This window comes from Caulobacter sp. GW821-FHT10E02, from assembly GCF_059415225.1.
Genome location: NZ_JBWKMV010000003.1, coordinates 545,838 through 572,773, shown reverse-complemented (window position 1 = coordinate 572,773; position 26,936 = coordinate 545,838). Strand labels below are relative to the sequence as shown.

24 protein-coding genes are annotated in these 26,936 nt (G+C 68.1%); 12 read left to right on the top strand and 12 right to left on the bottom strand.

Annotated features, from left to right (window positions below; genetic code table 11):
- Positions 1 to 3: 3 nt before the first annotated feature.
- Positions 4 to 1,113: an S-(hydroxymethyl)glutathione dehydrogenase/class III alcohol dehydrogenase gene (locus AC07NI_RS17855; RefSeq protein WP_494621520.1), complete on the bottom strand. Its 1,110-nt coding sequence runs from the start codon at positions 1,111 to 1,113 to the stop codon at positions 4 to 6.
- 147 nt (positions 1,114 to 1,260) lie between these two features.
- Between AC07NI_RS17855 and AC07NI_RS17850 the strand changes: the two genes are divergently transcribed.
- The 3 genes from AC07NI_RS17850 to AC07NI_RS17840 are packed head-to-tail and all read left to right on the top strand — an operon-like array spanning position 1,261 to position 3,820.
- Positions 1,261 to 2,280, top strand: a complete 1,020-nt coding sequence (locus tag AC07NI_RS17850; protein WP_494621518.1) for an oxidoreductase — start codon at positions 1,261 to 1,263, stop codon at positions 2,278 to 2,280.
- Positions 2,280 to 3,041: a hypothetical protein gene (locus tag AC07NI_RS17845; RefSeq protein ID WP_494621517.1), complete on the top strand. Its 762-nt coding sequence runs from the start codon at positions 2,280 to 2,282 to the stop codon at positions 3,039 to 3,041. Before AC07NI_RS17850 ends, AC07NI_RS17845 begins: the two co-directional genes overlap by 1 nt.
- A complete protein-coding gene (locus tag AC07NI_RS17840; RefSeq protein WP_494621515.1) occupies positions 3,032 to 3,820 on the top strand; it encodes a hypothetical protein in 789 nt (262 codons plus the stop codon). The genes AC07NI_RS17845 and AC07NI_RS17840 overlap by 10 nt, the downstream gene beginning before the upstream one ends.
- 6 nt (positions 3,821 to 3,826) lie before the next feature.
- Here AC07NI_RS17840 and AC07NI_RS17835 read toward each other — a convergent pair whose 3' ends face one another.
- The 3 genes from AC07NI_RS17835 to AC07NI_RS17825 form a co-directional block, all read right to left on the bottom strand.
- The gene (locus AC07NI_RS17835; RefSeq protein ID WP_494621513.1) at positions 3,827 to 5,104 is read right to left on the bottom strand and encodes a DUF1254 domain-containing protein; all 1,278 of its coding nucleotides are present in this window, start codon (positions 5,102 to 5,104) and stop codon (positions 3,827 to 3,829) included.
- A gap of 66 nt (positions 5,105 to 5,170) precedes the next feature.
- Entirely contained in the window at positions 5,171 to 5,659 is a 489-nt protein-coding gene (locus AC07NI_RS17830) for a cupin domain-containing protein (protein WP_494621511.1), read from the bottom strand.
- A gap of 93 nt (positions 5,660 to 5,752) precedes the next feature.
- Entirely contained in the window at positions 5,753 to 6,541 is a 789-nt protein-coding gene (locus AC07NI_RS17825) for an RNA methyltransferase (protein WP_494621509.1), read from the bottom strand.
- A gap of 78 nt (positions 6,542 to 6,619) precedes the next feature.
- On the opposite strand from AC07NI_RS17825, the gene AC07NI_RS17820 reads away from it, so the two are divergent.
- Positions 6,620 to 7,615 carry a serine hydrolase gene (locus AC07NI_RS17820; protein ID WP_494621507.1) on the top strand — a complete coding sequence of 332 codons (996 nt, stop codon included), beginning with the start codon at positions 6,620 to 6,622 and terminating at the stop codon, positions 7,613 to 7,615.
- On the opposite strand, the gene AC07NI_RS17815 is transcribed toward AC07NI_RS17820, so the two are convergent.
- Positions 7,612 to 10,035 carry an ATP-binding protein gene (locus AC07NI_RS17815; RefSeq protein WP_494622264.1) on the bottom strand — a complete coding sequence of 808 codons (2,424 nt, stop codon included), beginning with the start codon at positions 10,033 to 10,035 and terminating at the stop codon, positions 7,612 to 7,614. The genes AC07NI_RS17820 and AC07NI_RS17815 overlap by 4 nt on opposite strands.
- 259 nt (positions 10,036 to 10,294) lie before the next feature.
- On the opposite strand from AC07NI_RS17815, the gene AC07NI_RS17810 reads away from it, so the two are divergent.
- On the top strand, positions 10,295 to 11,506 hold the full coding sequence (locus AC07NI_RS17810; protein ID WP_494621505.1) for an NADP-dependent isocitrate dehydrogenase: 1,212 nt from the start codon (positions 10,295 to 10,297) through the stop codon (positions 11,504 to 11,506).
- A 61-nt stretch (positions 11,507 to 11,567) separates the two neighbouring features.
- Here AC07NI_RS17810 and AC07NI_RS17805 read toward each other — a convergent pair whose 3' ends face one another.
- Positions 11,568 to 12,170, bottom strand: coding sequence for a CAP domain-containing protein (locus AC07NI_RS17805; protein ID WP_494621503.1), 603 nt, complete (start codon positions 12,168 to 12,170; stop codon positions 11,568 to 11,570).
- A 178-nt stretch (positions 12,171 to 12,348) separates the two neighbouring features.
- On the opposite strand from AC07NI_RS17805, the gene AC07NI_RS17800 reads away from it, so the two are divergent.
- The 4 genes from AC07NI_RS17800 (at position 12,349) to AC07NI_RS17785 (ending at position 15,449) form a co-directional block, all read left to right on the top strand.
- Positions 12,349 to 13,413, top strand: a complete 1,065-nt coding sequence (locus AC07NI_RS17800; RefSeq protein ID WP_494621501.1) for a type I restriction endonuclease — start codon at positions 12,349 to 12,351, stop codon at positions 13,411 to 13,413.
- A gap of 90 nt (positions 13,414 to 13,503) precedes the next feature.
- Complete coding sequence (locus AC07NI_RS17795; RefSeq protein WP_494621499.1) at positions 13,504 to 14,082, top strand: DUF2939 domain-containing protein; 579 nt, start codon at positions 13,504 to 13,506, stop codon at positions 14,080 to 14,082.
- A 10-nt stretch (positions 14,083 to 14,092) separates the two neighbouring features.
- The gene (locus AC07NI_RS17790) at positions 14,093 to 15,037 is read left to right on the top strand and encodes an AEC family transporter (protein WP_494621497.1); all 945 of its coding nucleotides are present in this window, start codon (positions 14,093 to 14,095) and stop codon (positions 15,035 to 15,037) included.
- Between the two features lie 34 nt (positions 15,038 to 15,071).
- Positions 15,072 to 15,449 carry a VOC family protein gene (locus AC07NI_RS17785; protein WP_494621495.1) on the top strand — a complete coding sequence of 126 codons (378 nt, stop codon included), beginning with the start codon at positions 15,072 to 15,074 and terminating at the stop codon, positions 15,447 to 15,449.
- Here AC07NI_RS17785 and AC07NI_RS17780 read toward each other — a convergent pair.
- Positions 15,439 to 15,924 (bottom strand): hypothetical protein, encoded by a 486-nt coding sequence (locus AC07NI_RS17780; protein ID WP_494621493.1) that lies wholly within the window; start codon positions 15,922 to 15,924, stop codon positions 15,439 to 15,441. The two genes, AC07NI_RS17785 and AC07NI_RS17780, sit on opposite strands and share 11 nt — an antisense overlap.
- Positions 15,925 to 16,107: 183 nt before the next feature.
- Between AC07NI_RS17780 and AC07NI_RS17775 the strand changes: the two genes are divergently transcribed.
- Positions 16,108 to 16,764, top strand: a complete 657-nt coding sequence (locus AC07NI_RS17775; protein ID WP_494621491.1) for an Ltp family lipoprotein — start codon at positions 16,108 to 16,110, stop codon at positions 16,762 to 16,764.
- 112 nt (positions 16,765 to 16,876) lie between these two features.
- Here AC07NI_RS17775 and AC07NI_RS17770 read toward each other — a convergent pair whose 3' ends face one another.
- The 3 genes from AC07NI_RS17770 to recA all read right to left on the bottom strand — a co-directional run bounded on the left by AC07NI_RS17770 (position 16,877) and on the right by recA (position 22,080).
- Positions 16,877 to 17,761, bottom strand: a complete 885-nt coding sequence (locus tag AC07NI_RS17770; RefSeq protein ID WP_494621489.1) for an SMP-30/gluconolactonase/LRE family protein — start codon at positions 17,759 to 17,761, stop codon at positions 16,877 to 16,879.
- A 162-nt stretch (positions 17,762 to 17,923) separates the two neighbouring features.
- The gene (gene alaS / locus AC07NI_RS17765; protein WP_494621487.1) at positions 17,924 to 20,572 is read right to left on the bottom strand and encodes an alanine--tRNA ligase; all 2,649 of its coding nucleotides are present in this window, start codon (positions 20,570 to 20,572) and stop codon (positions 17,924 to 17,926) included.
- 437 nt (positions 20,573 to 21,009) lie between these two features.
- Complete coding sequence (gene recA / locus AC07NI_RS17760; RefSeq protein WP_494621485.1) at positions 21,010 to 22,080, bottom strand: recombinase RecA; 1,071 nt, start codon at positions 22,078 to 22,080, stop codon at positions 21,010 to 21,012.
- A 272-nt stretch (positions 22,081 to 22,352) separates the two neighbouring features.
- On the opposite strand from recA, the gene AC07NI_RS17755 reads away from it, so the two are divergent.
- A complete protein-coding gene (locus AC07NI_RS17755; protein WP_494621483.1) occupies positions 22,353 to 23,960 on the top strand; it encodes an EAL domain-containing protein in 1,608 nt (535 codons plus the stop codon).
- 54 nt (positions 23,961 to 24,014) lie between these two features.
- Here the strand turns inward: AC07NI_RS17755 and AC07NI_RS17750 are convergent, their stop codons facing one another.
- The gene (locus tag AC07NI_RS17750) at positions 24,015 to 25,838 is read right to left on the bottom strand and encodes a DUF885 domain-containing protein (protein WP_494621481.1); all 1,824 of its coding nucleotides are present in this window, start codon (positions 25,836 to 25,838) and stop codon (positions 24,015 to 24,017) included.
- Positions 25,839 to 25,941: 103 nt separating this feature from the next.
- The gene (locus AC07NI_RS17745) at positions 25,942 to 26,319 is read right to left on the bottom strand and encodes a nuclear transport factor 2 family protein (RefSeq protein ID WP_494621479.1); all 378 of its coding nucleotides are present in this window, start codon (positions 26,317 to 26,319) and stop codon (positions 25,942 to 25,944) included.
- Positions 26,320 to 26,383: 64 nt separating this feature from the next.
- Between AC07NI_RS17745 and AC07NI_RS17740 the strand changes: the two genes are divergently transcribed.
- A complete protein-coding gene (locus tag AC07NI_RS17740) occupies positions 26,384 to 26,905 on the top strand; it encodes a GNAT family N-acetyltransferase (protein ID WP_494621477.1) in 522 nt (173 codons plus the stop codon).
- Positions 26,906 to 26,936: the final 31 nt, after the last annotated feature.

Here is a 26,936-nt window from a genome sequence, read left to right as displayed (position 1 = left end):
GGCCTAGAACGTCACGACGGTGCGGATGCTTTCGCCGGCGTGCATCAGGTCGAAGGCCTTGTTGATGTCTTCCAGCGGCAGGACGTGGGTGATCATCGGGTCGATCTGGATCTTCCCGTCCATGTACCAGTCGACGATCTTGGGCGTGTCGGTGCGGCCGCGCGCGCCGCCGAAGGCCGTGCCTTTCCAGACGCGGCCGGTGACCAGCTGGAACGGACGGGTGGAGATCTCCTTCCCTGCCTCGGCCACGCCGATGATGATGCTCTCGCCCCAGCCGCGATGGCAGGCTTCCAGCGCCTGGCGCATGACCGTGGTGTTGCCGGTGGCGTCGAAGGTGTAGTCCGCGCCGCCGTCGGTCAGGGCCACCAGGTGCTGAACCAGATCGCCGTCGATGGTCTTCGGGTTGACGAAGTGGGTCATGCCGAACTTGCGACCCCACTCCTCGCGATCCGGGTTGAGATCGACGCCGACGATCATGTTTGCGCCGACCAGCTTCAGGCCCTGGATGACGTTCAGGCCGATGCCGCCCAGGCCGAAGACGATGGCGTTGGCGCCCGGCTCGACCTTGGCTGTGTTGGTCACCGCGCCCACGCCCGTGGTCACGCCGCAGCCGCAGTAGCAGGCGGTCTTGAACGGCGCGTCGCGGCGGATCTTGGCCACCGCGATCTCGGGCAGCACCGTGTAGTTCGAGAAGGTAGAGCAGCCCATGTAGTGGGCGATGGCCTGGCCCTTGTACGAGAAGCGGCTGGTGCCGTCCGGCATCAGGCCCTTGCCCTGGGTGGCGCGGATCGCCGTGCAGAGGTTGGTCTTGCCGCTGAGGCAGCTTTTGCACTGGCGGCATTCGGGCGTGTAGAGCGGGATCACGTGGTCGCCGACGGCCACCGAGGTGACGCCGGGGCCGACCTCGACCACCACGCCCGCGCCCTCGTGGCCCAGGATCGAGGGGAAGATGCCTTCGCTGTCCAGGCCATCCAGGGTGTAGGCGTCGGTGTGGCAGACGCCGGTCGCCTTGATCTCGACCATTACCTCGCCGTACTTCGGCCCTTCGAGATCGACCTCGACGATCTCCAGCGGCTGCTTGGCGGCGAAAGCGACGGCGGCGCGGGTCTTCATGTCGAGTCTCCAGAAAGGCGAACGGCCGCAATCTGCCGTCGAAGCGGCGCTGGGTCGAGCCTTGATGGACACCCATTTTTTGTCCGGCGTCGTGACCGAAGTTCAGCGAACAACTAGGGTCCGGCGCAGTTTTACCGGAGACCGCCCATGACCAAGCCGTTGAACGTCGCCCTGCTGGGCTATGGCATGGCGGGCAAGGTGTTCCACGCCCCGCTGATCGCCGCCACGCCGGGCCTGGCGCTGAAGACCGTGGTCACCTCGCGCGCCGATCAGGTGGCCGCCGACCATCCGGGCGCGACGGTCGTTCCTGACATCGCCACCGCCCTGGCCGATCCCGAGATCGACCTCGTCGTCGTCGCCACGCCCGACGCCGTCCATGCCGAGCACGGCCGCGCGGCCCTGGCGGCCGGCAAGGCGGTGCTGATCGACAAGCCGTTCGCCACCTCGCTGGCCGACGCCAAGGCATTGGCCGAGCAGGCCGCTCACGCCGGCCAACTGCTCAGCGTGTTCCATAACCGCCGCTGGGACAGCGACTTCCTGACCATCCAGAAGCTGATCGCCGACGGCGCCCTGGGCGAGGTGACGCAGTTCGAGTCCCGCTACGACCGCTTCCGCCCCGTGGTCGTCGACCAGTGGAAGGAGAAGGCCGGCGCCGGCACCTGGTACGGCCTGGGCCCGCACCTCGTCGACCAGGTCCTGCAGCTGTTCGGCCTGCCCACCGCCGTCTATGCCGACTTCGCGGTCCAGAAGGACGGCGGCCAGGCGGTCGACTACTGCCACGTGCTTCTGCGCTATCCGCGCCTGCGAGTGATCCTGCACGCCTGCCAGCTGGCCCCGGTCAACGACCTGCGCTTCGTCGTGCACGGGACTGGCGGCAGCTTCATCAAGCACGGCCTGGACCCGCAGGAGGCCGCTCTGGCCGCTGGCGCGAAACCGGGCGGCGAAGGCTGGGGCGTCGATCCGCGTCCGGGCGCCCTGACCCGCGTCGAGGGCGGCTCGGACTACACGAGCCTGCCCGGCGACTACCTGGCCTTCTACGCTGCTCTGCGCGACGCCCTGAATGGCGCGGGTCCGAACCCGTCGAACGCCGAGGACGCCCTGGCGACCATGACCGTCATGGACCTGGCCATGCGCAGCGCACAGGAACGCCGCGAGCTGACGCTGTGATGATCGTCGTGGGCCTGGTGGCCGCCCTGCTGGCCGCCGAACCGACGACCGTCCTCAAGACCCTCGATCTGGCCAAGCCCTTCGCCACGCGGTCGGCCTGGCGGTTCACGGCCACGCAGGACCCGCCGGTCCAGGACCCGACCGGCTTTCAGGACGACAAGGTCGACGGCCCCGTTCACCTGTGCCTGCGCAAAGCCCCTTCGGCCCCGTGCGATCCCGCCTTGAAGGCCACGGTCGCCAATCCGTCGGACAACGACGTCTTCCTGGTGCCGCACGACCTGGCCAAGGCCGAGATCGTCCACGGCCCCTCCGGCCAGGCCCTGCTGTTCGTCCAGTCCGGCAGCGTCCACAGCGGCAATGGCGACCAGTTGGTCCGCACCCAGGTGCTGGCCTACCGCGCCGAGGGTGACCGCTTCGAGCGCGTCTACGACCACGTGACCGGCCACAACAACAACCAGGACGTCCGCTACATCGCGGCGGGACCGTTGAAGAGCGACATCGTCTCGGTCGAGCCGACCCAGGACGCACCGTTCGGCTTCTGGGTCGTGGTCAATGCGCCCGCGAACGGCGGCTTCAAGGAGGTCCTGCGCTATCGCAGCGCCACGCACTACGGCGACGGCAATCCGCTGGCGGTGATCGACTCCGAGATGCCGAACATGGCCCAGCGTCTGGGCCTGTGGAAGCCGGGCACACCGATGCCCCTCCCGGCTCGCGCCTGCCCGAAGCCGCATCTGGTGCGCATGGCGCTGTGGTGCGAGTGATCGCGCTGATCCTGGCCCTGGCTGCGACGACACCCGCCCTGCCGCAGATCGACCTGGCCGGCAATCGCCTCGAGGCCCTGGCGCAGCGCTCGGACCTGATGAAGCAGGACGGCCCGCCGCTGCTGTGCACCGCCGACGCCAAGTGGTGCGCCGAGATCAGCCGCGACGTCGACAGCAACGAGTCCGAGCTCCACGTCTTCCAGGGCCTGCCGCCGGTCGACCAGCCCCTCATCCACGCCCTGACCAAGACCGACGACGAGGACTTCGCCCTGTGGCCGAAGATCATTCGCCTGGCCGACGGCGGCCTGATGATCGGGGTCGAGCACCAGATCACCACCAGCTATTCGGGCGGCGGCGGCAGCGCCTCGACCCTGGAGTTGATCCGGGTGAACCTGGCCGATCCCGAGGCCAGCAAGACGGTGCTGACCCTGCCGATCGCCGCCTCGCTGATGATCCGCGCCTGTTTCGGCGAGAAGGACCAGTACCTTCGCCGAGACGCCTGCCACGACGAATACAGCTTCGGCGCCGAGTTGACGCTCGATCCCAAGACCGCCGGCGGACCGCCGCGCCTGGTGGTCGAGACCGAGGCGACGGCGTTTCCGGCCGGCAGTTCGCGCGACGGCGATTCCACGACGCACGGTCGCCTGCGCAAGAGCGACCTGGTGACGGCGCGCGACCCGACCTGCAGCTATCGCCGGGTCATGACCCTGGATGCGAAGACGGACGTCTACGCACCGGACACGCCCCTGCCGAACTGCGAGGCCTACACGATCCCCTGAGCCACCTCAGACCTTGACCACCGCCGGCAGGCGGAAGCGGCCGTCCAGCAGTTCGGCGCGCGGCAGGTAGGCGCGCAAGTATAGGGCGAACGGGCCAGTCTTGGGCGCGGGCAGCCAGTTGGCGGAGCGTTCGCCGCCCGGATCGCTGCGGCCAATCCAGAGGTCCAGCGTGCCATCTGCGTTGCGCTTCAGGCCCGGCGTGCGGTCACCGATCGCGAAGCGCTTGATCGGGTTGTCGGTGAAGAAGAACTGGCCGTCGCTCGTGGCCTCGTACATCGACAGCGACCAGAATCCGTCCAGCGGCAGCTGGGCCGGCAGGCTCAGGCGGTAGGGGCCGTCGCCGGTGAAGGTCCCCGCCCCGTCATCGCCGGCCGCCTTCAGGTACATGGCCTCGGCCACGGGCAGCGCGCCCAGGCCCTGCAGGGCGACGATGGCGCGGTAGATGTAGTCCTGGCCGTAGTCGCCGAGATTGGGACGCGGATAGGACCAGCCGCCGGTGAACACCTGCCGCCCCTTGGCGAAGATGGTGATCATCCGGGCCTGCTCGACGCCGGCGGCGGCCGTGGCGTCGTCAAACGGTCCTGCACCGAGGAAGGCCTTGGTGCGGCGCAGGATCTTCTGGTCGGTCGGCGGGGCCGGGTCGCTGGCCAGCAGGCTGCGGGCGGTGGCGAAATAGTCGGCGGGCTTGGCGTCGCGGGCGGCGTAGGCGGCGACGGGGCCACCGGCCGGCCCCTTCAGCACGAAGGCGTCCTGGATCTTGTGGGTGGCCGCCAGGTCGTCGCCGCCGTCGGTGAGCGTCCGGATCAGCATCCAGGCGTGCGGCGTGGCGATGCGGACGGGGTTGGGGCCGCTCGAGGCCTGACCCGGCCCGACCAGGGTGAAGGTCCCGCCCTCGCCGCCGATCGTGCGCGTGCCCAGCACCACGTTGTTGTTGGTGAACATGTCCATCACCGCCACCGAGAAGTAGCGCTGACCCAGCGGCGGGATGGTCAAGATCACCGGCCCCTTGGAGAGGTCGAGGAAGGCCGACGAATAGAGCGTATCGTTGTTGGGCGTGGTCACCCAGCGGGCCTTGTCGTCCGACAGGGTGCGCGTGTGGGCTAGCTTGTTGATCGCCGCGCCGGGAGCCTTCAGCAGCCGCGCCCGGGTGGTGGCCATCTCGATCAGCGGCAGGGCGTAGAGCCAGGCGTCCCGCGCGGCGGTGGCGTCACCGTCCGCGGCCCGCGCCAAGGTCGGCGCGAGGCCCAGCACGCCAGCCACGGCCAGCAGTTCCCGACGGTTCATCACGCCCTCCCCGAACATTTGTTTGAGCGGAGTGAACGCGCGATCCCTGCTGGCGGCAAGGGCCAATCAGGGCTTGGGGGCCTTGGCCGGGTCGACATAGACCGTGTCCGTCGGACCCCAGCCGGTGATCTGGACCACGGCGGGCTCCTGCCGGGTCAGGGCGAAGTGCGGCGCGTCCTGGGGCTCGCGATAGAAGCTGCCCGGCGGCAGCGCCTTGACCAGAGCGTCGCCCGCGACCTCGCCATAGCCGAAGAACCAGGTCCCGGAGATCACCGTCGCCGTGCGCGGGTCCTTGTGGGTGTGGGCCTGGATGCGGGTGTTGGCCGGCACGCGGATCTCGATCGTGTAGAGCCCGGGCTGGCTGGGATCGCCCGACAGCACGCGCGTCTGGATGCCGGTGACCCCGGACGTGCCGGCCTTGGCGCTGGTGGTGGCCAGGGCCGTGATCTCGGCCGGGGTCAGGCGCAGCGGTCCGCCCTGGCTATCGGCGGCTTGAGTGAAGGTCGGGCCGGCCAGCAGCAGCAGGCTGACGATCAAGGTTCCGAGGCGGCGCATGGGCATCTCCTGTTTGATGCCGCCAGGATCGCCTCGGGACTGGGTTACCGCTTGGACGTTACCACCGCGCCTGGTCGGTACGCGGCGCCGTCTTCACTCGCCCTTGGCCGCCTTCGCCGCCGCCAGCTTGGCCAGCACCCGGCCGCGACCCTTGCTGAGCGCCGTGATCACGCCGCGGAAGGTGCGGACCTCCTGGTCGGTCAGGCGGGCGCGGGCCAGCGGGACGCGCAGGTTGCGGACCATCGACGGCTTCTTCTCGGGCGGATGGTAGAAGCCGGCCTTGTCCAGCTCGTCCTCGAGATGTTCGTACAGGCCCAGCAGCGTCGCCTGGTCGGCGGGCTCCTCGACGTTCTGCTCGAACTTCTTCCAGGGCCGGTCGTCCTGGGTCATCTTCCATTCGTAGGCGTTGATCGACACCGCCTGGGCCAGGTTCAGCGAGCGGAAACGCTCGTCGATCGGGATCGAGACGATGGCCTGGCACAGGGCGATGTCGTGGGTCTCCAGGCCCGCGCGCTCGCCGCCGAACAGCAGGCCGACGCCGCGTCCTTGCGCGACCTCGTCGGCCAGGTGGCTGGCGCTTTCACGCGGCGTGTAGACCGGCAGGCGCGTCTCGCGCGGGCGGGCCGTGGTGGCGTAGACCAGCTTCAGGTCGCCGATCGCGGCTTCCAGCGTGTCGAACACCTTGGCGTCGTCCAGCGGCCAGCTGGCGCCCGAGGCGCTGGCCCAGGCCCGTTCCTGAGGCCAGCCGTCGCGCGGCCGCACCAGGCGCAGGTCGTAGAGCCCGAAATTGGCCATCACCCGGGCCACCGCGCCGATGTTCTCGGCCAGTTGGGGCTCGTTGAGGATCACGCAGGGCGGGACGGGCTTGAAATCGTCAGTCATCCCGCACCCTTTGCCGCCGACTGAGCACTGTATGCAAGCCTTAGCGCAGCCGAACCGCCACGGCCGCGTTTAGCCCGCATGTCGCGCCGCGCCCTCCTGACCGCCCTCCTCGCCTTGCCCGTGCTGGCCGCGTGCCACGAGAAGCCGATGCTGGGCCAGGAAGAGCCGGCCATGAAGCCCAAGGCCGTGCAGAAGCGCATCGCGGCCATCGCCGAGCGCGCCGCGCCGGCCGTGCTGGGCGTGGCGGTCGAGGACCTGGGCACCCGCCAGCTGTGGACCTTCAACGGCGACCGGCCGTTCCCGCTGGGCGGCGCCGCGCGCATCCCGATCCTGGCGGCGGTGATGGCCGAAACCGAGGAAGGACGCCTGCCGCTCAGCGAGGTCATGCCCGTCCGCGACGTCGATCTGTCGCCGCCGCCCAGCGCCGTCGCCGACGCCTGGCCCGGCCGTCAGACCTGGAGCATCGCCGAGCTGGAGACCCTGGCCCGCGCCGGCGACAACACCGCGCTGGATCTGTTGATCGACCGGGTCGGCGGGCCAGGCGCGGTCAATGGCTGGCTGGACGTCAAACGGATCGAGCACGTCAGCGTCGACCGCTATCGCCGCCAGATCGCCACCGACGCCCGGGGCCTGGCCTCGTTCCGCGCCGACTGGAAGAGCGAAGCGGCCTGGCGCAAGGCGGTCGACGCCGTGCCGGCCAATGAACGCGCCAAGGCGGCCCGGGAACGCGCGACCGACCCGCGCGACACCGCCACGCCCGTGGGCCTCAGCCGCCTGCTGGAAGCCTTCACCAGTCGAGAGCTGTTCTACAAGCCCGACCCGGCCCGGCTGCTGGGCCGCGATCCGGGCTATCTCGCCAACGCCTTGCCTGCCGGCGCCCAGATCATCCAATCGGCCGGCGCGGCCCAGCCGGACCTCGGCGTCCAGCCGACCAACCACGCGGTGGCCTTCGTCGAGCTGAAGGACGGCCGCCGGATCAGCTTCGTCATCTTCCTGACCGCCTCGACCGCCGACGCTAAAGAGCGCGAGGCGATTATCACCGATGTCGGCCGAGCGGTGCTGAAGGAGTTCTAGCCTTTTCGGGCCCGCGCCAAGGCTTCCAGCAGCTGGGCCGGGTGCAGCGGCTTGGCCAGGTGCAGGTTGGCGCCAGCGGCCTCGGCGGCGGCGACGTGCTCTTCCATGGCGTTGGCCGTCAGCATGACCACCAGGATCGGCGGCGCGCCCGAGGCGGCCTCACGAGCGCGGATGGCGCGGGTGGCCGACAGGCCGTCCATGATCGGCATCTGCATGTCCATCAGCACGGCGTCGAAGCTGGCCTCGTCCAGCGCCTTCAGCGCCGCCTCGCCGTCGCCGACCATGGTCAGGTCGACGCCGAACGGCTCCAGCACGATCTGCACGACCTTGCGGTTGGTCGGATGGTCCTCGGCGACCAGCACCCGCATGCCCTCCAGCGAGATCTCGCGGTCTTCCTCGATCGCGGTCTGGGCCAGGTCCGCGCAGCGGGTCAGCGGCAGCAGCACCTCGAAGCGCGCGCCCTGCCCTGGCGTGGCGTCGGCGCGGATGCGCCCGCCCATCATCTCGGCCAGGGCCGCGCAGATCGAAAGACCCAGGCCGGTGCCGCCAAACTGGCGGGTGATCGACTGGTCGGCCTGGACGAAGCGCTTGAACAGACGGTCGCGCACGCCCTCGTCGAAGCCGACGCCGGTGTCGCTGACCACGAAGCGGACCTTGTCGTCCATCCGATCGACCTCCAGCGACACCCCGCCCTGGCCGGTGAACTTCACCGCGTTGGCCAGCAGGTTGGAGAGGATCTGGCTGATCCGCCCGGAGTCGCCCTCGTAGGTCCCTTCGGCATCCGGCGCGACCGACCAGCGGAACACCAGGTGCTTGGCCTCGGCGGCGGCGGCGTGCAGTTCGGCCATGCCGCGCACCAGCTGGGCCAGGTCGAACGGCCCGGTGGTCAGCTGGAACTCGCCGGCCTCGATCTTGGAGACGTCCAGAATGTCGCCCAGCACCTGCTCCAGCAGACGTCCCGACGACGAGACCAGCGCCGCCAGTTCGCGACGGGCGACCGGATCCTCCTCGTCTGCCAGGCGGTCGCCGATGGCGATGACCCCGTTCAGCGGCGTTCGCAGCTCGTGGGACATGTTGGCCAGGAACACCGACTTGGCCTGGTTGGCGCGCTCCAGCTCGGCGGTGCGCTCGGCCACGCGGTCCTCCAGCGAGCGGCGCAGTTCCTCGTTGCGTTCGCGCTGGCGGCGTAGCGCCCGGGCCAGGGAGCCGATCTCGTCGGTGCGGCGCTCGATCGGCTCGGCGGCGGCCGGGTCCCCCCGGCGCTGAGCCTCGGCCAGGGCCTCCAGCGGCGCGGCCACCATCTGGTTGGTCAGGCGGTAGAGCAGCAGCACCTGCAAGGCCACGCCGATGAAGCCGAACAGCAGCACCCACGAGGCGGTCTTCAGCGACGACCAGACGATGTCGCCCGACGGGAAGGTCATCAGGAACCACCAGCCCGGCTCGACCAGGCGGCCATAGGCTACCAGGCGGTCGCCCTTGGGCGTCAGGATCGTGCCGACGTCGCGCTTCTGGGCGCGGACGGCCGCCACCAGCCCCTTCAGGTCGTTCTCGGCCTCGAACTTGCGCAGCAGGCCCGCGTCGACTGCGCCGTTGCGCGACAGGCCCTGGGCCCCGACCATCTCGCCGTCGTCGGCCACGATCAGGTTCTGGCCGCCCGGCAGGGCGTCGGCGACGGCCCGCAGCAGGTAGCTGTCCAGCGACAGGCTGGTGCCGAACGCGCCCATGAACTGGCCCCTGTAGTAGAAGGGCGTCAGGCAGGCCGCGTTCAGACCCCGACCGCTGGGGTCGGAGATCAGTCGCCGCAGCTTGGTGCACTTCATCACCCGCTCCGGATTGTTCTCCGGCAGGGTCAGGAGGGTCATCTCCTCCTTGGCGATGCTCAGATGCGCCGGGGCGTCGTGGCGGTAGTAGAGCAGCTTGTCGGGCCGATTGGGCCCGAACATCACCAGCCGCGTCTTGGGCGTGAAGAAGTAGAAGTTGTCGTAGTGGCGGATCTCGGTCTCGCCGGTGGCGGCCACGACATCGGTGGCGGCGACGAACAGCTGCCGCTCGGCCAGGCTCATCGTATTGGCGTCCGGCAGGTAGCCGCCGATGCCATAGACATAGCGGTTGCCGATCCGCGCGCCGTTGAACAGGCCATCGACCGAGCGCCGGGTGCCGTCGCCCTTCTCCGGGAACAGTCGATCGAACTGGGCGTGGACCTCGGGATCGTCGCCCATGGCCAGGCGGCGCGTCAGGGCCTCGCCCGCCGCGTCGTGCACCTTGACCAGGTCGGAAAACAGCCGGTCCTCGGTCTTGACCCGCTCGCCGACATATTCGGCGAGGTGGCGCGTCTGGGTGTCGGCGGCGCTTTTGCGCACGAAGACGAAGGCCGCCGCGGTCGCGACGCCCGTCACCGCAATCGACAGGATCGCCACCATGGTCAGGAGCCGACGCGCCAGCGGCGTCGTCACGCTCGTGACCGTTCCAGAACTGCTGTTCAAAAGTTCTCCCTGGCCCGCGCCCCTGGGCCGCTATCCCCAAAACCTTACGCTTGAAAACTGAACTTGATCACGCGGTCCAACCGATCCGCTTTTCCCCCGCGACGCAACAGTCTATAGCCTCCCGGTCCGCGCCGCGTGCTGGCCCTGTGCGCCAGAACGCCGCAGGCGCGCCACCGCCAGAGGAACACCCCCGAACATGGCCAAGATCAAAGTCGCCAATCCCGTCGTCGACATGGACGGCGATGAAATGACCCGCATCATCTGGAAGCTCATCAAGGACAAGCTGATCTTCCCGTACCTGGACCTGGAACTCGACTACTACGACCTGTCGGTCGAGAACCGCGACGCCACCAACGACCAGGTGACGATCGACGCCGCCGAGGCGACCAAGAAGCACGGCGTCGCCGTCAAGTGCGCCACCATCACCCCGGACGAACAACGCGTCACCGAATTCAATCTCAAGAAGATGTGGAAGTCGCCGAACGGCACGATCCGCAACATCCTGGGCGGCGTGATCTTCCGTGAGCCGATCATCTGCCAGAACGTGCCGCGCCTGGTGCCGGGCTGGACCCAGCCGATCATCGTCGGCCGTCACGCCTTCGGCGACCAGTACAAGGCCACCGACTTCCTGTTCCCGGGCAAGGGCACGCTGTCGATCAAGTTCGTCGGCGAAGACGGCGAAACCATCGAGCACGAAGTGTTCAAGAGCCCGTCGGCCGGCGTGGCCATGGGCATGTACAACCTCGACGACTCGATCCGCGACTTCGCCCGCGCCTCGTTCGCCTACGGCCTGGGCCGCGGCTATCCGGTCTACCTCTCCACGAAGAACACGATCCTGAAAGCCTATGACGGCCGCTTCAAGGACATCTTCCAGGAGATCTTCGACGCCGAATACGCCGACCAGTTCAAGGCCAAGGGCATCCACTACGAGCACCGCCTGATCGACGACATGGTCGCCTCGGCGCTGAAGTGGTCGGGCGGCTACGTCTGGGCCTGCAAGAACTACGACGGCGACGTGCAGTCGGACATCGTCGCCCAGGGCTTCGGCTCGCTGGGCCTGATGACCTCGGTGCTGATGACGCCGGACGGCAAGACGGTGGAAGCCGAAGCCGCCCACGGCACCGTCACCCGCCACTATCGCCAGCATCAGAAGGGCGAGAGCACCTCGACCAACTCGATCGCCTCGATCTTCGCCTGGACGCGTGGCCTGGCCCACCGCGCCAAGCTGGACGACAACCAGGAACTGGCCGACTTCGCCCTGACCCTGGAAAAGGTCTGCGTCGACACCGTCGAAAGCGGCTTCATGACCAAGGATCTGGCCCTGCTGGTCGGCGACAAGCAAGGCTGGCTGACCACTGAAGGCTTCCTCGACAAGATCGACGAGAACCTGAAGAAGGCCATGGCCTAAGACTTTCAGGCTCACGCCTGAAACAAGAGCGCCCCGGAGGTCCAACCTCCGGGGCGTTTTCTTATTCGGCCTTGCCGCGCTCCATCAGCGCTCCGGCGAAGTCGATGACGCACATCGCGCCCCACTGCCGATGCCCACCGCAGGCCACCCCGGCCGTGGTGTAGCCAGCCGCGAAGATGTTGCGGCGATGCCCGCGCCCCGCCACTCGGCTGTCGATGACCAGCTGCCGTACGACCGCCTGGGCGTCGTCATGGCCGTACGAGATGTTCTCGGCCGCCATGCCGGCATAGACCCCGGCAGCGCGCAGGCGAAGACCCAGGTTCCCCGCCGGCCCGTGGCCGATCTCCCCGCTCGCCCCCTGGACCCGCACATGCTGCAAAGCCGCCGCGCCGAGACGCTTGTCGCTCTTCAGCGGCGCCATGGCCGGCTGGCGTTCGAGAAAGTCGATCGCCTCCTCCACCGCACCCGGCTCCTCCTGCTCGAACGCCCACTCGGGCGCGCGTCGCAGCTCGCGGGCGTAGTCGGCGGGATGTGCGCGGACGTAGTTGAGCTCGGCCAGCACGGCCGCGTCGAGATCGGCGGCGTGGGCCGCGACAGGAACCAGGAAAACAGCCGCGAGCGCGACTACGGCGGCGCGAACACGCGCCACAGGACGGCACAACATGTGTCGTTACTCTCGATACTGACGTCCCCGAGGACGCGGACTAGCACACGGCGCTCATGGTCAACACACGGTGCGTTGTCGCAGACGCGCGCTCAAACCTCGCTTGCGCTTAAGCCATAGACGTCAGCGAGAAGTCACGCCATCATGCCCTCAAAACGTGCACTGGGGAGGGCGCGACATGGATTTGGCAACGCGGCTGGCGGAGCTTCAGAAGCGAACGATCGAGCATCGGGAAGTTCTTCTGACGGAAGAAGCGGCGAAGACGGCGCTCGTCATGCCTTTCATTCAGGCGCTGGGTTACGACGTCTTCAACCCGTCAGAGGTCATCCCAGAATATACCTGCGATGTCGGCACCAAGAAGGGTGAGAAAGTCGATTACGCGATCTGCGACGCCGGCAAGGTGAAGATCCTCATTGAGTGCAAACCTGCCTCGGCCGCCCTGAATCTCAATCACGCCAGTCAGCTGTTCCGCTACTTCAGCGTCACGGACGCTAGACTGGCCATCCTGACCAACGGCGTCGTCTTCCAGTTCTATTCGGACGTCGAAGCGCCCAACAAGATGGACGACAAGCCGTTCTTCTCGTTCAGCATGGATACGCTGAAGCCGACCGATGTCCGAACCATTGAGAAGTTCTCCAAACACGCTTTCGACATCGAGAAGATCGTCCAGGAGGCCGGCTTCCTCAAACTCCAGTCCCTTCTGAGACGGGAACTGGAGAAGGAATTTTCGGACCCCTCCGAGGAGTTCGTACGCATGATGGCCAGCCGCGTGCACGAGGGGCGCATCACGTCACAGGTCCGGGAGAACTTCTCGAAGCTGCTGACCAACTCCATCTCGTCGCTGATCCGAGACCTGGTCAATGAACGGCTGTCATCGGCCTTAAACGCCTCGACCATACCTGAGGAACAACCCTCCACTTCACCACACGAAGAAGAAGCCGAAATCGTCACGACGGCGGAGGAGATTTCCGGCTTCCACATCGTCCAGGCGATCGCCGCCAAGCATGTCCACCCGAAACGGATCGTGATGCGCGACGCGAAGTCGTACTGCGCGATCCTTCTGGACGACAACAATCGGAAGAGCATCGCGCGCCTGCACTTCAATGGGATCACGACAAAGTACTTCGGGACCTTCGCCGGCAAGGAAGAGACGCGGCATCAGATCAGCGACCTCACCGAAATCTATCAATTTTCCGAGCAGCTGGCTCAACGGCTGAAGGAGCTGGATGGCGGGGCCGAGTAGGTTGCGTTGAGCGCGCGCCCGCCACGCGCGAGCGCTCTTGCGGGGAACGCCGATAGCTGGGATATCCGGCGTTAACCTTTCGGAGGCGGCATGACCCTGCAGAAGCGGATCTGGGACCTGATCGTGCTGGCGATCTTCGTCTTCGCCGCCGCTTTCGCCACGGCGCCGTGGTTCGCCTTCCGCGCCCTGAAGGCCGCCGCCCAGTACGAGGACGTGCAGGCGATCGGCGAGCTGGTCGACTTCCCCGCCGTGCGCCGCAGCCTGACCGGCCAGCTGGTGGCCGAGGCTCCGGCCGCCCAGCCGGAAGCGCCGTCGATCTGGCGCGACCCGCTGAGCGTGTTCAAGAAGGCCATCGAGCCCCTGGCCCCGCCCGAACCCAAGGTCGACCGCTACCTGACCGTGGCTGGCGTCTCGGCCCTGACGCGCGGCTACGCCCCGGGCAAGGCCCCGCCGGCCTTCAGCCGCGACGGCTCGCTGGCCGGCCAGCTCAAGGATACGGTCAAGGGCCCCTATCCCGGCATCGCCTATTGGGATCCCAACCGCGTGCGCATCGCCGTCAAGCGGCCGGACGGCAGCGGCAAGGTCACGATCTTCACCTTCGAGCGCAAGGCGCTGTTCACCTGGAAGCTGGTGCACATCCGCCTGCCGGGCGACGAGCGGCAGGGCTGATCTTCCGCTCGTGATCGCCCTCGTCCTCGACGTACTCTCGCGGGTCTGGCCGTTCTTCCTGCTGGTCGGCGCGGGCGTGGCCCTGGCGCGGCTGCGGCTGCTGGACGGGCCGATGACGCGGGGCTTGTCGGCCTACGTCTACTGGGTCGGCTTCCCTGCCCTGCTGCTTCACTCGCTGTCGCGTCTCGGACGGCCCGGCCATGATCTGGTGCTGGGCCTCGTCGCCTACGCCTCTGTCGGTCTGCTGCTGATGGCCGTGACCGTGACGGCGGGCCGCCTGCTGGGCTGGAACAAGACCGAGCGCGCCGGAGCCGGCATGGCGTCCGGGGTCGGCAACAGCGCCTTCCTGGCCCTACCCGTCACCGCCGCTGTACTGGGGGCCGAGGCCGCGCGGCTGGTCGCCGGCGTGGTGGCCATCGACTTCGCGGTGCTGGCGACGGCGGGCGTGGGCCTGCTGGGCTGGGCGGCGGGCCGGTCGGTCTGGCGCTCGACCGTGCAGGCCTTCCGCAACCCGGTCGTGGCCGCGGCCCTGGCCGGCGTCGCCCTGGCCCTGCTGGACCTGGCCCTGCCCGAGCCCCTGGACCGCGCCATCGGCATGGCCGCCGCCTCGGGCAGTCCCGTCGGCCTGGTGGCGCTGGGCGCGGCCCTGGGCCTGCGCGAGACCGAGGGCGAGGCCTCGCCGGCCGGCGCGCCGGTGCTGCTGGCCGCGATCGTCAAGCTGGCCGCCTTCCCGTTGCTGGTCTGGCTGGCCATCGGCCTGACGCCTGCCCCGCCGCTGTTCCGGGCCGGTGCGACCCTGCTGGCGGCGGCCCCGACGGCGGTCAATGTCTTCATCCAGACCCGCACCTATGGCGTCTGGCCGCGCGGGGCGGCGCGGATCGTGGCCCTGACCACGGCGGCTTCGGCGATCACCCTGTCAGTCGTGGCGCTGCTGCTGACAGCCGGCGGCAGCTAGGGGCGTAGGGTCTTCCGCATAGGAGGAGACCACCATGATCAGCTACATCACCATCGGCGCCAGCGACCTCGACCGGGCCGGCGCCTTCTACGACGCCGTGCTGGGCGCGCTGGGCAATCAGCGCCTGTGGCGGCAAGGCGACTGGATCGGCTACGGCCCCGACGAGGACCACGCCACGGTCATGATCTGCGCGCCCGAGAACGGTCAGCCGGCCAAGGCGGGCAACGGCATCATGGTCGGACTGAAGGCCGAGACCGCGCAGCAGGTCGACGCCTTCCACGCCGCCGCCCTGGCTCAAGGCGGGGCCTGCGCCGGCGCGCCCGGACCGCGCCCAGCCTATGGCGAGGGCTACTACTTGGCCTATGTCCGCGATCCGGACGGCAACAAGCTGTCGGCCTTCCTCAAGGGGTGAGCAGGTTCGAGCCCGACGCGGCGCCGACCTTGCGCTGCTCACCGGCCGTCCAGCCGGCGGGGCATGCGCCGAGGCGGTGATAGCGGCGGGCCTGGACCACCTTGCCGACGTCGGCCGTCAGCGGCAGCAGGGCGAAGCGGACCGTGAAGTCGCTGGCCGGATCACCCTTCACCGAGGTGTAGAGGCCAAAGTGCTGGCCGTTGGCCTGGCAGCGGCCGGCATGCTCCGTGGCGGTGTCGGTCGCCGGCTTGCCATAGGGCTCGCAGGGCTGGCCGCCGATGCTGGGCTCGACGCGCGTGAAGGACGAGATCAGTTCGGGATTGGCGCAGACCTCGACCGCGCCGGTCTGGCCGCCGCTGTCCTCGACGATCTCGACGCGCCAGAACGACGGCGGCGGGATGGCGGTCGACGGGGTCTGGGTCTGGTCGCAGGCGGTGAGGCCCACCAGGAGCGCCAGTCCGATCCAGATACGCATCTCGCCGCCCCTTGAGACTACAAACGTAAATCAATCCGAAAGCGGGCGGGTCGTCAAGACCGGCGCCCCGATCTCGGCTCCCCAACTTCTAATCGAGGTCGCACAACTGAAGATGGTCGCCCCCCACCTTGTCGTCCGTCACGCGTGATCGTAGCGTTGGTCCCAGCAAGGGGGGAATGTTGAATGACCGAAACAATCATCAGCAATGGCTCGCAGAGCGACGCTACGCGTAAGGTTGGCGCAGCTCTTGGAATTGGAATATTCGTACTGCCCTGGATCTTCGCTTGGTTCCTATTGCGGAGAGGGTACGGCAACACCGCGAGGCTGATTTCGTTCGGCTGGATGGCGGTGGTTATCCTTCTCACCATTGCCGGCGGAAGCGGTTCGAATCCGACGACAACCGCCAAGTCAGAGTCGACGACCCCAGCGGCGGCGACCGCGGCCAAAACTTCCGCGAAGACAACGACCGCCAAGACAGCGACCGTGGCGGCGCGGGAAGAACCCGCACCCGAGGCCGAGACAAAATTGACGCGCCCCCAGAAGAATGCCGCGAGGTCCGCGCAGCAGTATCTGAGGATGACTGGGTTCTCGCGGGAGGGCCTCATTCAACAGCTCTCGTCCAGCGCCGGCGAAGGCTATGACCTGGCGGACGCGACCGCGGCCGTGGATAGCCTCAAGGTCGATTGGAACGAGAATGCGGTCAGGTCGGCGAGGCAGTATCTCAACATGACGGGCTTCTCGTGCAAGGGCCTGATCGAGCAACTGTCTTCGTCCGCCGGGGACAAATACACCGAGAGCCAGGCGACTTTCGGTGCGCGGCAGGCCGGCGCCTGTTCGTGAGCCAAGACCCTGAGGGAATAAGCCCGAGCTAAGAGCGGCCCTCCCAGCGCCGCTCTTAGCGCCGCGAGGTCGGGCGGGGCTTGGGGCCTACCGGCTAGCTCGGCGCGGGGTCCTATTTCGGAAGGGGGATAGACCACACCTTCCCCGCGCCGCGCTCGGTGAACCATAGGGCGTCGCCAGCGGGCTCCACGCCGGTCGGCGTCTTCAGGCCTTCCTTCAGGACGGTCACATGGGCGATGTCGCCCGTGATGGTCAAAGCGTGGATCTTGCCCGCCCGGTTCTCGGCGGCGAACAGCTTTCCACCCACCGCGCGCATGCCGTCGGGGCCCTTCACCGGCGCATCCATCCAGATGTCCACCAGCGCGCCGGGCTTGCCCTGGGCGTCGATGGGAATGCGGAACAGCTTGTTCAGGGACACGCTGTTCACGTAGAGCACGCCGTCCAGGAAGGCGACGCCGTCGATGCCCAGCAACAGGCGATTGTCCAGGAACAGCTCGGCCGCCGTCGCCCCCGCCGCCAGGCGGTAGATCTTGGCGTTGGCGGTGTCGGAGATGTAGAGCGCCTTGTCGGGCCCGATGGCGAAGTCGTTGCAGGTCGTGGTGTCGCCCGGCAGGTCCCAGCGCAGCTTCTCCTTACCGGTCGCGAGGTCGAAACCGCGCAGGCTGCTGCGGCGGCGCACCGGCGTCGTGTCGGGGATGGGCGTCAGCTGGCAGGTCCACAACGTGCCCCCGTCCACCAGTTGTCCGAAGAAGAACGTGCCGGACCCTTCGGCGCTGGCGTCGATGAAGCGCTCGGCCGCCGTCGCGCCCTTCTTGACCCGGTAGACGTAGGGCGAACTGGCGCTGCCGACATACAACGTCCCGTCCGGCGCCACTGCCATGCTCTCTGGCTGCGACTTCTCATCCTGGATCAGAATCTCGTCGGCGTTGGCCCGCACGGCAGGCATGGACGTCGCCAGGGCAAGGGCCGCGATCACGGCCATCTTCGCGAAGTTCATGCGCATTCCCCCAAGCTCCGGGCGCGATCGGCGCGCTGCCCTGGAGGTTGAAGTCTTTGAACGTCCGCACGCGATTCTCAAGCGGCTCAAGCGCCGAGCCCAACGAAAAGCCCGCCGCTCCGATCGGAGGGCGGGCTCTGTCGTCTTAACCGATCAGCTGGATCAGCCGGCCAGGATCGCCTTGACGGCGGCCAGGCCTTCGTTGGCCTTGCTGTCGTCCGGGGCGCCGCCCTGGGCGAAGTCGGCCTTGCCGCCGGCGCCTTGGCCGCCCATGGCGATCACGGCGGCCTTGGCCAGATCGGCGGCGCTGAACTTGGCCGTCAGGTCGGCGGTCACGGCCACGGTGACGGCGGCCTTGCCATCGCTGGTGCCGACCAGGGCCACGACGCCGCCATTGGTCAGTTGCTTCTTGAACTCCTCGGCGACGCCGCGCAGTTCCTTGCCACCGACGCCGTCCAGGACGCGGGCGATCAGGGCGGTGCCGTTGACGTCTTCCGGACCGGCCGCAGCGCCACCGCCACCACCCAGGGCCAGCTGCTTCTTGGCGTCGGCCAGCTCCTTCTCGAGGCGCTTGCGGTCGGCGATCAGGGCGTCGACGCGGGCGCCGACTTCCAGGACCGGGGTCTTGAACTGGTCGGCCAGCGACTTGGCCACGCCCGCCTGATCCAGCAGGAAGCGGCGAGCCGCCTCGCCGGTCAGGGCCTCGATGCGGCGCACGCCGGCGGCGACGCCCTGCTCCGAGACGATCTTGAACAGGGCGATGTCGCCGGTGCGGGCCACGTGGGTGCCGCCGCACAGTTCGACCGAATAGGCCTTGGCTTCGTCCGCCAGCGACTTGCCGAGCGTCAGGACGCGGACGCTGTCGCCGTACTTCTCGCCGAACAGCGCCACGGCGCCGGCCTCGATGGCCTCCTGCGGGGCCATTTCCTTGGTCTCGGCCGGGACGTTCTGGCGGATGACCTCGTTGACCTCGGCCTCGATCTTGTCGAGCTCCTCGGCGGTCAGCGGGCCGCCGTGGCTGAAGTCGAAGCGCATGCGCTCCCCGTCGACCATCTGACCCTTCTGGGCGACGTGCGGGCCCAGCACATGGTGCAGGGCGGCGTGCACCAGGTGGGCGGCCGAGTGGTTGGAACGGGTGGTGTGGCGGCGCTCGGCGTCGACCGAGGCCACGACCTGGTCGCCGACCTTCAGGTCGCCGGACAGCTCGACGCGGTGGACGAACAGTTCGCCGGCCTGCTTCTGGGTGTCGATCACCTTGTTCTCGCGGCCGTTGGCCTCCAGCACGCCGGTGTCGCCGGCCTGGCCGCCGCTCTCGGCGTAGAAGCTGGTGCGGTCCAGCAGCACCTCGACGGTCGCACCGCCCGTGGCGGATTCAACTTCGACGCCGTCAACCAGCAGCGCCTTCACGACGCCCGTGGTCTCGGTGTTCTCATAGCCGACGAAGTCGGTCGCGCCGGCCTTTTCCTTGATCGCGAACCAGGCGGCCGCGCCGGCTTGCTGGCCCGAACCGGCCCAGTTGGCGCGCGCCATCTGGCGCTGCTTTTCCATGGCGGCGTCGAAGGCGTCGGTGTCGACGGTCAGGCCCTTGGCGCGCACGGCGTCCTGGGTCAGGTCCAGCGGGAAGCCGTAGGTGTCGTAGAGCTTGAAGGCGGTATCGCCGTCCAGCACGCCGCCGCTGGTCAGGTTGGCGGTGGCTTCATCCAGCAGGCCCATGCCGCGGCCCAGGGTGACGCGGAAGCGCTCTTCTTCCTGGCGCAGGGTCTCGACGATCGAGGCCTCGGCGCGGCGCAGTTCCGGATAGGCCTGGCCCATCTCGGCCACCAGGGTCGGGGCCAAGCGGTGCATCAGGGGCTCGTTGGCGCCCAGCAGATAGGCGTGGCGCATGGCGCGGCGCATGATCCGGCGCAGGACGTAGCCGCGACCTTCGTTCGACGGCGTGACGCCATCGGCCAGCAGAAACGACGACGAGCGCAGGTGGTCGGCGATGACGCGGTGCGACGGAGCCTGGTCGCCCTCGGCCTTGACGCCGGTCAGCTCGACCGACGCGGCGATCAGGGCCTTGAACAGGTCGACGTCGTAGTTGTTGTGCACGCCCTGCAGCACGGCCGCGACGCGTTCCAAGCCCATGCCGGTGTCGATCGAGGGCTTGGGCAGCGAGACGCGCTCGCCGCCGGCCAGCTGCTCGAACTGCATGAAGACGAGGTTCCAGATCTCGATGAAACGATCGCCGTCCTCATCGGGGCTGCCGGGAGGGCCGCCGGGGATGCCTTCGCCGTGGTCGAAGAAGATTTCCGAGCACGGACCGCAGGGGCCGGTGTCGCCCATGGACCAGAAGTTGTCGCTGGTCGGGATGCGGATGATGCGATCGTCCGACAGGCCGGCGATCTTCTTCCACAGGTCGGCCGCCTCGTCGTCGGTGTGGTAGACCGTGACCAGCAGCTTTTCCTTCGGCAGGGCGAAGTCGCGGGTCAGCAGGGTCCAGGCGTGATGGATCGCCTGTTCCTTGAAGTAGTCGCCGAACGAGAAGTTGCCCAGCATCTCGAAGAAGGTGTGGTGGCGGGCGGTGTAGCCGACATTGTCCAGGTCGTTGTGCTTGCCGCCGGCGCGGACGCACTTCTGCGAGCTGGCCGCGCGCGGATGCGCCGGCGTCTCGGCGCCGGTGAACACGTTCTTGAACGGCACCATGCCGGCATTGACGAACAGCAGGGTCGGATCGTTCTGCGGCACCAGCGGCGCCGACGGCGTCACGGCGTGATCGGCCTTGCCGAAGTAGTCGAGGAAGGTGCTGCGGATCTCGTTCAAGCTGGGCATGAGCGTCTCAAGTCTGGCGTACCGGTCCGGCAGGCGGCCGGGAGTCGGGCGCTGCATAGCGCGGATTTTGGTGAAGGGGAAACCGACTCGGAGATGGGGGCGCGGGTTGCGGCGGAAAAGGGCGGGTTCGGAGGCCAGATGCTCCCCCGCGATGCGGGGGAGCTGTCGCCCACGGGTCCGGCGTCGCCGGTCCGAGGATAAACTCCGCGACTGAGGGGGCCAGTGCTGCTTAGGCCCAGCTTGCCCCCTCCGGCCCTCCGGGCCATCTCCCCCGCAACGCGGGGGAGGATCTTCGGCTCATCAACGAAAATAGGCCGCCTGGCATGGGGTCCAGGCGGCCTGCGATCGCGGCCCTCGCGGCGGTCCGGCCGCGGGCGTGTTGAAGGCGGGGACGCCCGGGGTCGGGCGAGGGCCGCGAAACGGTAAGGCCCTAAGGCCTAGTCTTCTTCGCCCTCTTCCGGGCCGCCGACGAGAAGCTCTTCCTCGATCTTCTGCGACGACTTGCGAACGGCCGCTTCGATCGAGGCGGCGATGTCGGGGTTGGTCTTCAGGAACTCGCGGACATTGTCGCGGCCCTGGCCGATGCGCTGGCTGCCGTACGAGAACCACGAGCCGGCCTTGTCGATGATCCCGGCCTTGACGCCCAGGTCGATGACTTCGCCCAGCTTGGAGATGCCCTCGCCGTACATGATGTCGAACTCGACCTCGCGGAACGGCGGGGCCACCTTGTTCTTTACGACCTTCACGCGGACGTTGTTGCCGATGATCTCGTCACGGACCTTCACCGAACCAGTGCGGCGGATGTCCAGGCGCACCGAGGCATAGAACTTCAGGGCGTTGCCGCCCGTGGTGGTTTCCGGGCTGCCGTACATCACGCCGATCTTGTGACGGATCTGGTTGATGAAGATGACGATGGTGTTGGCCTTGTTGATCGAGGCGGTCAGCTTGCGCAGCGCCTGGCTCATCAGACGGGCTTGCAGGCCCGGCAGGCTGTCGCCCATCTCGCCTTCGATTTCGGCCTTCGGCGTCAGGGCCGCGACCGAGTCGATCACGACGATGTCCACGGCGTTCGAGCGCACGAGGGTGTCGGTGATCTCCAGGGCCTGTTCGCCGTTGTCGGGCTGGGCCACCAGCAGGTTGTCGAGATTGACGCCCAGCTTGAAGGCATAGCCCGGATCCAGGGCGTGCTCGGCGTCGACGAAGGCGGCGGTGCCGCCGGCCTTCTGGACCTCGGCCACCACGTGCAGCGCCAGGGTCGTCTTGCCCGAGCTTTCCGGACCATAGATCTCGATGATCCGCCCCTTGGGCAGGCCGCCGATGCCCAGGGCGATGTCGAGACCGAGCGAGCCGGTGGAGACGGACTCCATCTCGACCTTGCCCTTCTCGCCCAGCTTCATCACCGAGCCCTTGCCGAATGCCCGGTCGATCTGGGTGAGCGCCGCTTCCAGAGCGCGCTGCTTGTCGCCTTCTTCCTTGCCCACGAGTTTCAATGCCGCCTGACTTGTCATGTTGATCCGCCCTCTATCCCATGATTCCGGTCGCTCGATCGGCGCTTACCGCGCCCCGCCCCAACGACCTGTGGAACACCCTTAATGCGTACGCCCTTTGTTCTCGGTTCGCAAGATGTTCTCATTCGTTCTCGCACACAGAAACGACCGTTTCTGTCGTAGGCCAGAATGCCGCAGGGGATATCCCCGGATACGGGATTGTCCCCGTCCCTCCGAAACCGGTCCTTAAGTCCCGTCATGCCAGCTTCACCGCTTCTTGGGGGACCGCCGACTTGTCCATTGACCCGCGCCGCCTTCTGGGCCTGGCGTTCGCCAGCGCCGATCTTCTCGTCGAACTGCAGAACGGCCGCGTGCGCCTGGCGCTGGGCGCCGCGCAGAAGGTCATGGGCCTGAACGAGGCCAGCCTGACCGGCAAGGTCTGGCCGCACCTGTTCCACGCCGACGACCAGCCCTTGATGGACGCCATGCTGAGCTGCGCCGACGACGGCGTGCGGCGCGGCCCCGTCGTGCTGCGCCTGATCGGTCCCGACGACCGCCACGTCCGCGTGATCCTGCGCGCCCTGCCCGAGAACGACGGCCGGGTTTCGCTGGCCGTCACCGCCGCCGCGTCGGCCGGTCCGCCGCTGACCGCCGGCACCCTGCATCCGCGCGAGTCGTTCGACGACATCGCCAAGGGCCTGTTCGAGGCCGCCCGCGTCACCGGCCTGGAGCTGGAGCTGGCCATGGTCGAGTTCGCCGGCCTGGAGGCCATGCGCGACGGCCTGACGCCCAATGAGGCGGCCGCCCTCGACGTGCGGGTGGCCAGCGCCGTCCGCGCCGAGTCGCACGGCGGCTCGGCCGCCACCCAGCTGTCGCCTGACCGCTTCGCCCTGCTGCGCTCGCGCGACGACCGTCCCGAGAACATGGTCAAGCGCCTGACCCGCATGGTCAGCACCGAGGCCAGCGCCCACGTCGTGCCCCTGGAAGCCGGCGGCGGTTCGGCCCGCGCCCTGCGCGCGCTGCGTTACGCCCTCGACGACTTCCTGCGCGAGGGCCTGAAGGACATGCCGCCGATGACGCTGTCGGAGGCGATGAACCGGTCGGTGAAACGCACCCTGGCCCGCGCCGGCGCCCTGGGCGTGGCCGTCAGCCAACGCCGCTTCAACCTCGCCTTCCAGCCGGTGGTCGACCTGAAGTCCGGCGCGGCGCACCACCACGAGGTGCTGGTGCGCTTCGAGGACGGCGGCAGCCCGTTCGCCCTGATCCGCATGGCCGAGGAATTCGACCTGATCGAGGAGCTGGATCACGCCATCGTCGAGCAGGCGGTGAAGAAGCTGGCCAACGACCAGGAGCGCAAGCTGAAGCTGGCCGTGAACGTCTCGGGCCGCACGATCGTCAACGAGACCTTCGTCGGCCATATCGAGCGCCTGCTGGCCAAGCACGACGAGGCCAAGGGTCGGCTGATCTTCGAGGTCACCGAGACGGCGGCGATCGACGACCTGCCGCGCGCCAACCGCCATATCCAGGCCCTGCGCGGCATGGGCTCGATGGTCTGCCTGGACGACTTCGGGGCGGGCTCGTCGTCGTTCGCCTACCTGCAGCAGCTGTCGCTGGACATCGTCAAGATCGACGGCCGCTATGTCCGCGAGCTGGCCGACAACGGCCGCGACGGCGCCCTGGTGCGCCGCCTGGTCGAGCTGTGCCAGGACCTGAAGATCCGCACCGTGGCCGAGATGGTCGAGACGATCGAGGTAGCCGACATCGTCCGCGCCGCCGGCGTCGACTTCGCCCAGGGCTGGCTCTACGGCAAGCCCGCCGACAAGCCGGGCCCGGCCCTGCGCCCCAATCCTTCCGTCACGCCGGTGGCGCGCCGGGCGGGGGCGTCGGAGAGCTGGGGCTAAACGAAAAACGGAGGGGCAAGCCCCTCCGTCTCCGTAGTCTCTGGTGTTTCAGCCTCAGGCCTTGCCGCCCTTGCTGACGATGTAGTCGTCGATCACGCGCTCCAGCGTGGTCAGCGGGGTCATGCCCGAGAGCAGGCCCGCGTCGTGGAATTCGCGGATGTCGAACTTCTTGCCGAGCGCCTTCTGGGCCTTGGCGCGGGCGCGGAGCCAGACGATCTTGCCGATCATGTAGCTGCAGGCCTGGCCCGGCCACACGACGTAGCGTTCGATCTCGGTGATCGAGCCGCTTTCCTCGTCGCCCATGGTCTCGGCCATGTACTTCACGGCCTGCTCGCGGCTCCACTTCTTGTAGTGCATGCCGGTGTCGACCACGAGGCGCACGGCGCGGAACAGGGCGTCGTGCAGCATGCCGATGTGACCGCGCGGGTCGGTCTTGTAGATGCCCATCTCGACGGCCAGCTGCTCGGAATAGAGCGCCCAGCCCTCGGTGTAGCCCGAGAAGCCGATGATCTTGCGGATCATGGGCAGGCCCTTGGCTTCGTTCGAGATCGACAGCTGCAGATGGTGGCCCGGGACGCCCTCGTGCACCGTCAGGGTGGTCAGGGTGTACTTGGCCTGCTCCTTGGTGTCGCGAAGGTTGATCCAGTAGATCCCCGGGCGCTTGCCGTCGAGCGAGGGCGAGTTGTAGTAGCCGCCCGGCGCGCCGGCCTCGATGGCCTTGGGCACGCGGCGGATTTCCAGCGGAGCCTTCGGCAGGGCGCCGAAATAAGCCGGCAGCTGCTTCTGGATCCAGGCGGCCTTCTCGTTCAGGTCCTTGATCAGCTGTTCCTTGGACTCGTCCGTGTTCGGGTAGAAGTCCTCGCCCAGCTTGGCCATGCGCTCGCCGACCGTGCCGGTCTTCATGCCGATGGTCTTGAAGAGCTTGTCGGCCTCGGCCGAGATCGACTTCACCAGGTCCAGGCCCAGCTGGTGGATCTCTTCGGGCTTCAGGTCCGAGGTCGTGTAGTTCTTCAGCGACACGGCGTAGTAGTCGCCGCCGTCCTTCAGGCGCCACACGCCGGCATCGTGGGTGGCCTTGGGGCGCACGCTTTCCAGCAGGGCGATCTGGCGCTTCAGGGCCGGCAGGACCGAGCCTTCATAGATCTTCGAGGCTTCGGCGGCCCAGTCACCGTCGATCTTCTTGTCCTTGGTGCGGCGGGCGATCGACTTGACCAGCGGCGCGTCGGCCGTGGGCGTGCCGGCGAAGGCCTTCATCTGGATCAGGGTCTTGTCGATGACGAAGTCCGGCGGGATCACGCCGTCGGCCATGTCCTGCTTGGCCAGGGCGGTTTCCTGGTCCATCAGGCGGGCGAAGCCCTCCATCCGCGCCAGATAGGCGTCGGCGTCGGACTTGGTCTCGATGCTGTGCTGGGTGTCCAGGAAGTCCGGCATCTGCTGGTAGCTGCCGGTCAGCTGGCTGAGCACGTAGGGCGCGCCCGAACCGCCGCCGCCGTAGCTGAACTTCTTGTTGCCCTCGTCCTGCACCGCCAACACGAACTCGACGGTGTCGTAGTTGGCCGCGTCCATGCCCTTCAGGGCGCGACGGTCGATGCCGCGCAGGGCGGCCAGCTGTTCGCTGGTCTGGACGGCGCTCGCCTTGATCGCCGTGGCCGAACGATCCGTCAGCAGGTCCTTGGTCCAGGCCAGCTCGCCCGAGTCGAGGCCCAGGCCCGTCGCCGTCTCCGGCGACTGGCGCAGCTGCTTGGCCATGATGTCATCGAACAGCGCGTTCAGCTTGGCGACTTCGCCCTCGCGCGCGAAGGCCAGCGACGGAACGCCGCCCGTCGCGGCGAAGCCGGCGGCAGCAGTGGCGAACATCATGTGACGACGATTGAGCAAGGCTTTTCCCTCCCGGAGCCAATTTGTGGAGCGAAGGCGTAAGGCCCTGCCCGGCTTTGGCGAAATTAATTTCGAGTCATGGAGGGAAAAGCAACAGGCTCGCTCAGGCCAAGGTCACGAACAGCTCGTTCTCGATCACCCACTGGCCGGTGACCTTCTTCCAGGTGGCGAGATAGGTCCCGGACTGCTCGGGCGCGTCCTTCCACTGGCCGACCCAGCGGCCGCGTTCGGCGGCGCGGGTCCCCTCGGCGTTGAGCGCGATATCCTCGGTGGTGCGGATGTAGGCCCCGAAGCCCTTGTCGGCGAATTGGCTGGCGAAGGCGGCCAGCACGTCCTCGGCGCCCAGCAGCAGCGAGCCGTCGCCGGCGATCAGGGTGACGCGCGGATCGAAGAACGGCCGCAGGCGCGCGGCATCCTTGGCGGCGATCAGCTTGTTGGTCAGCTTGCGGCGGGCGGCGATGGCGTCTTGCGGCGTGGTCATGCTCTTCCCTGCTCTGCCAGCCCGTGTAGCTTGCTCATCGCCCGACGCAAACTTCAGAGCCGCGATGCCCGCACCGACCCTGACCACCGCCCGCCTGACCCTGGCGCCCCCGACGATCACGGACTTCGAGGACAGCCGCGACATGTGGGCCGATCCGGTGGTGGTCCGCCACGTCGGCGCCCGTCCCTTCACTGACGAGGAGACCTGGACCCGGCTGATGCGGGCCCGGGGCCTGTGGGAGGTTCTGGGCTTCGGCTACTGGGCGGTGCGCGAGACCTCGACCGGCCGCTATGTCGGCGAGGTGGGCTTCGCCGACCTGCGCCGCGACATCCAGCCCAGCCTCTACGGCCTGCCGGAGATGGGCTGGGTGCTGTCGGCCTGGTCGCACGGCCAGGGCTTCGGCACCGAGGCGGTCCGCGCGGGTCTGGACTGGATCGACGAGACCCACGCGCCGCCCGTCGTGCCCTGCATCATCGATCCCGACAACGCCGCCTCGCTGGCCCTGGCCGCCAAGACCGGCTTCACGCTGAAGACCCACACGACCTTCAAGGGCTCGCCGATCATGGTGCTGGAACGCCGCAAATAGGCTTGTACAGTTTTTACGAAACTTTTCCTTG

Coding starts and splice junctions, on each gene's coding strand:
- AC07NI_RS17785 (WP_494621495.1), top strand. CDS start 15,072: ATGATCAGCTACATCACCATCGGCGCCAGCGACCTCGACCGGGCCGGC.
- alaS (WP_494621487.1), bottom strand. CDS start 20,572: ATGCCCAGCTTGAACGAGATCCGCAGCACCTTCCTCGACTACTTCGGC.
- AC07NI_RS17775 (WP_494621491.1), top strand. CDS start 16,108: ATGACCGAAACAATCATCAGCAATGGCTCGCAGAGCGACGCTACGCGT.
- AC07NI_RS17795 (WP_494621499.1), top strand. CDS start 13,504: ATGACCCTGCAGAAGCGGATCTGGGACCTGATCGTGCTGGCGATCTTC.
- AC07NI_RS17835 (WP_494621513.1), bottom strand. CDS start 5,104: ATGAACCGTCGGGAACTGCTGGCCGTGGCTGGCGTGCTGGGCCTCGCG.
- AC07NI_RS17855 (WP_494621520.1), bottom strand. CDS start 1,113: ATGAAGACCCGCGCCGCCGTCGCTTTCGCCGCCAAGCAGCCGCTGGAG.
- AC07NI_RS17845 (WP_494621517.1), top strand. CDS start 2,280: ATGATCGTCGTGGGCCTGGTGGCCGCCCTGCTGGCCGCCGAACCGACG.
- AC07NI_RS17850 (WP_494621518.1), top strand. CDS start 1,261: ATGACCAAGCCGTTGAACGTCGCCCTGCTGGGCTATGGCATGGCGGGC.
- AC07NI_RS17805 (WP_494621503.1), bottom strand. CDS start 12,170: ATGTTGTGCCGTCCTGTGGCGCGTGTTCGCGCCGCCGTAGTCGCGCTC.
- AC07NI_RS17810 (WP_494621505.1), top strand. CDS start 10,295: ATGGCCAAGATCAAAGTCGCCAATCCCGTCGTCGACATGGACGGCGAT.
- AC07NI_RS17820 (WP_494621507.1), top strand. CDS start 6,620: ATGTCGCGCCGCGCCCTCCTGACCGCCCTCCTCGCCTTGCCCGTGCTG.
- recA (WP_494621485.1), bottom strand. CDS start 22,080: ATGACAAGTCAGGCGGCATTGAAACTCGTGGGCAAGGAAGAAGGCGAC.
- AC07NI_RS17800 (WP_494621501.1), top strand. CDS start 12,349: ATGGATTTGGCAACGCGGCTGGCGGAGCTTCAGAAGCGAACGATCGAG.
- AC07NI_RS17770 (WP_494621489.1), bottom strand. CDS start 17,761: ATGAACTTCGCGAAGATGGCCGTGATCGCGGCCCTTGCCCTGGCGACG.
- AC07NI_RS17825 (WP_494621509.1), bottom strand. CDS start 6,541: ATGACTGACGATTTCAAGCCCGTCCCGCCCTGCGTGATCCTCAACGAG.
- AC07NI_RS17745 (WP_494621479.1), bottom strand. CDS start 26,319: ATGACCACGCCGCAAGACGCCATCGCCGCCCGCCGCAAGCTGACCAAC.
- AC07NI_RS17780 (WP_494621493.1), bottom strand. CDS start 15,924: ATGCGTATCTGGATCGGACTGGCGCTCCTGGTGGGCCTCACCGCCTGC.
- AC07NI_RS17815 (WP_494622264.1), bottom strand. CDS start 10,035: ATGGTGGCGATCCTGTCGATTGCGGTGACGGGCGTCGCGACCGCGGCG.
- AC07NI_RS17830 (WP_494621511.1), bottom strand. CDS start 5,659: ATGCGCCGCCTCGGAACCTTGATCGTCAGCCTGCTGCTGCTGGCCGGC.
- AC07NI_RS17740 (WP_494621477.1), top strand. CDS start 26,384: ATGCCCGCACCGACCCTGACCACCGCCCGCCTGACCCTGGCGCCCCCG.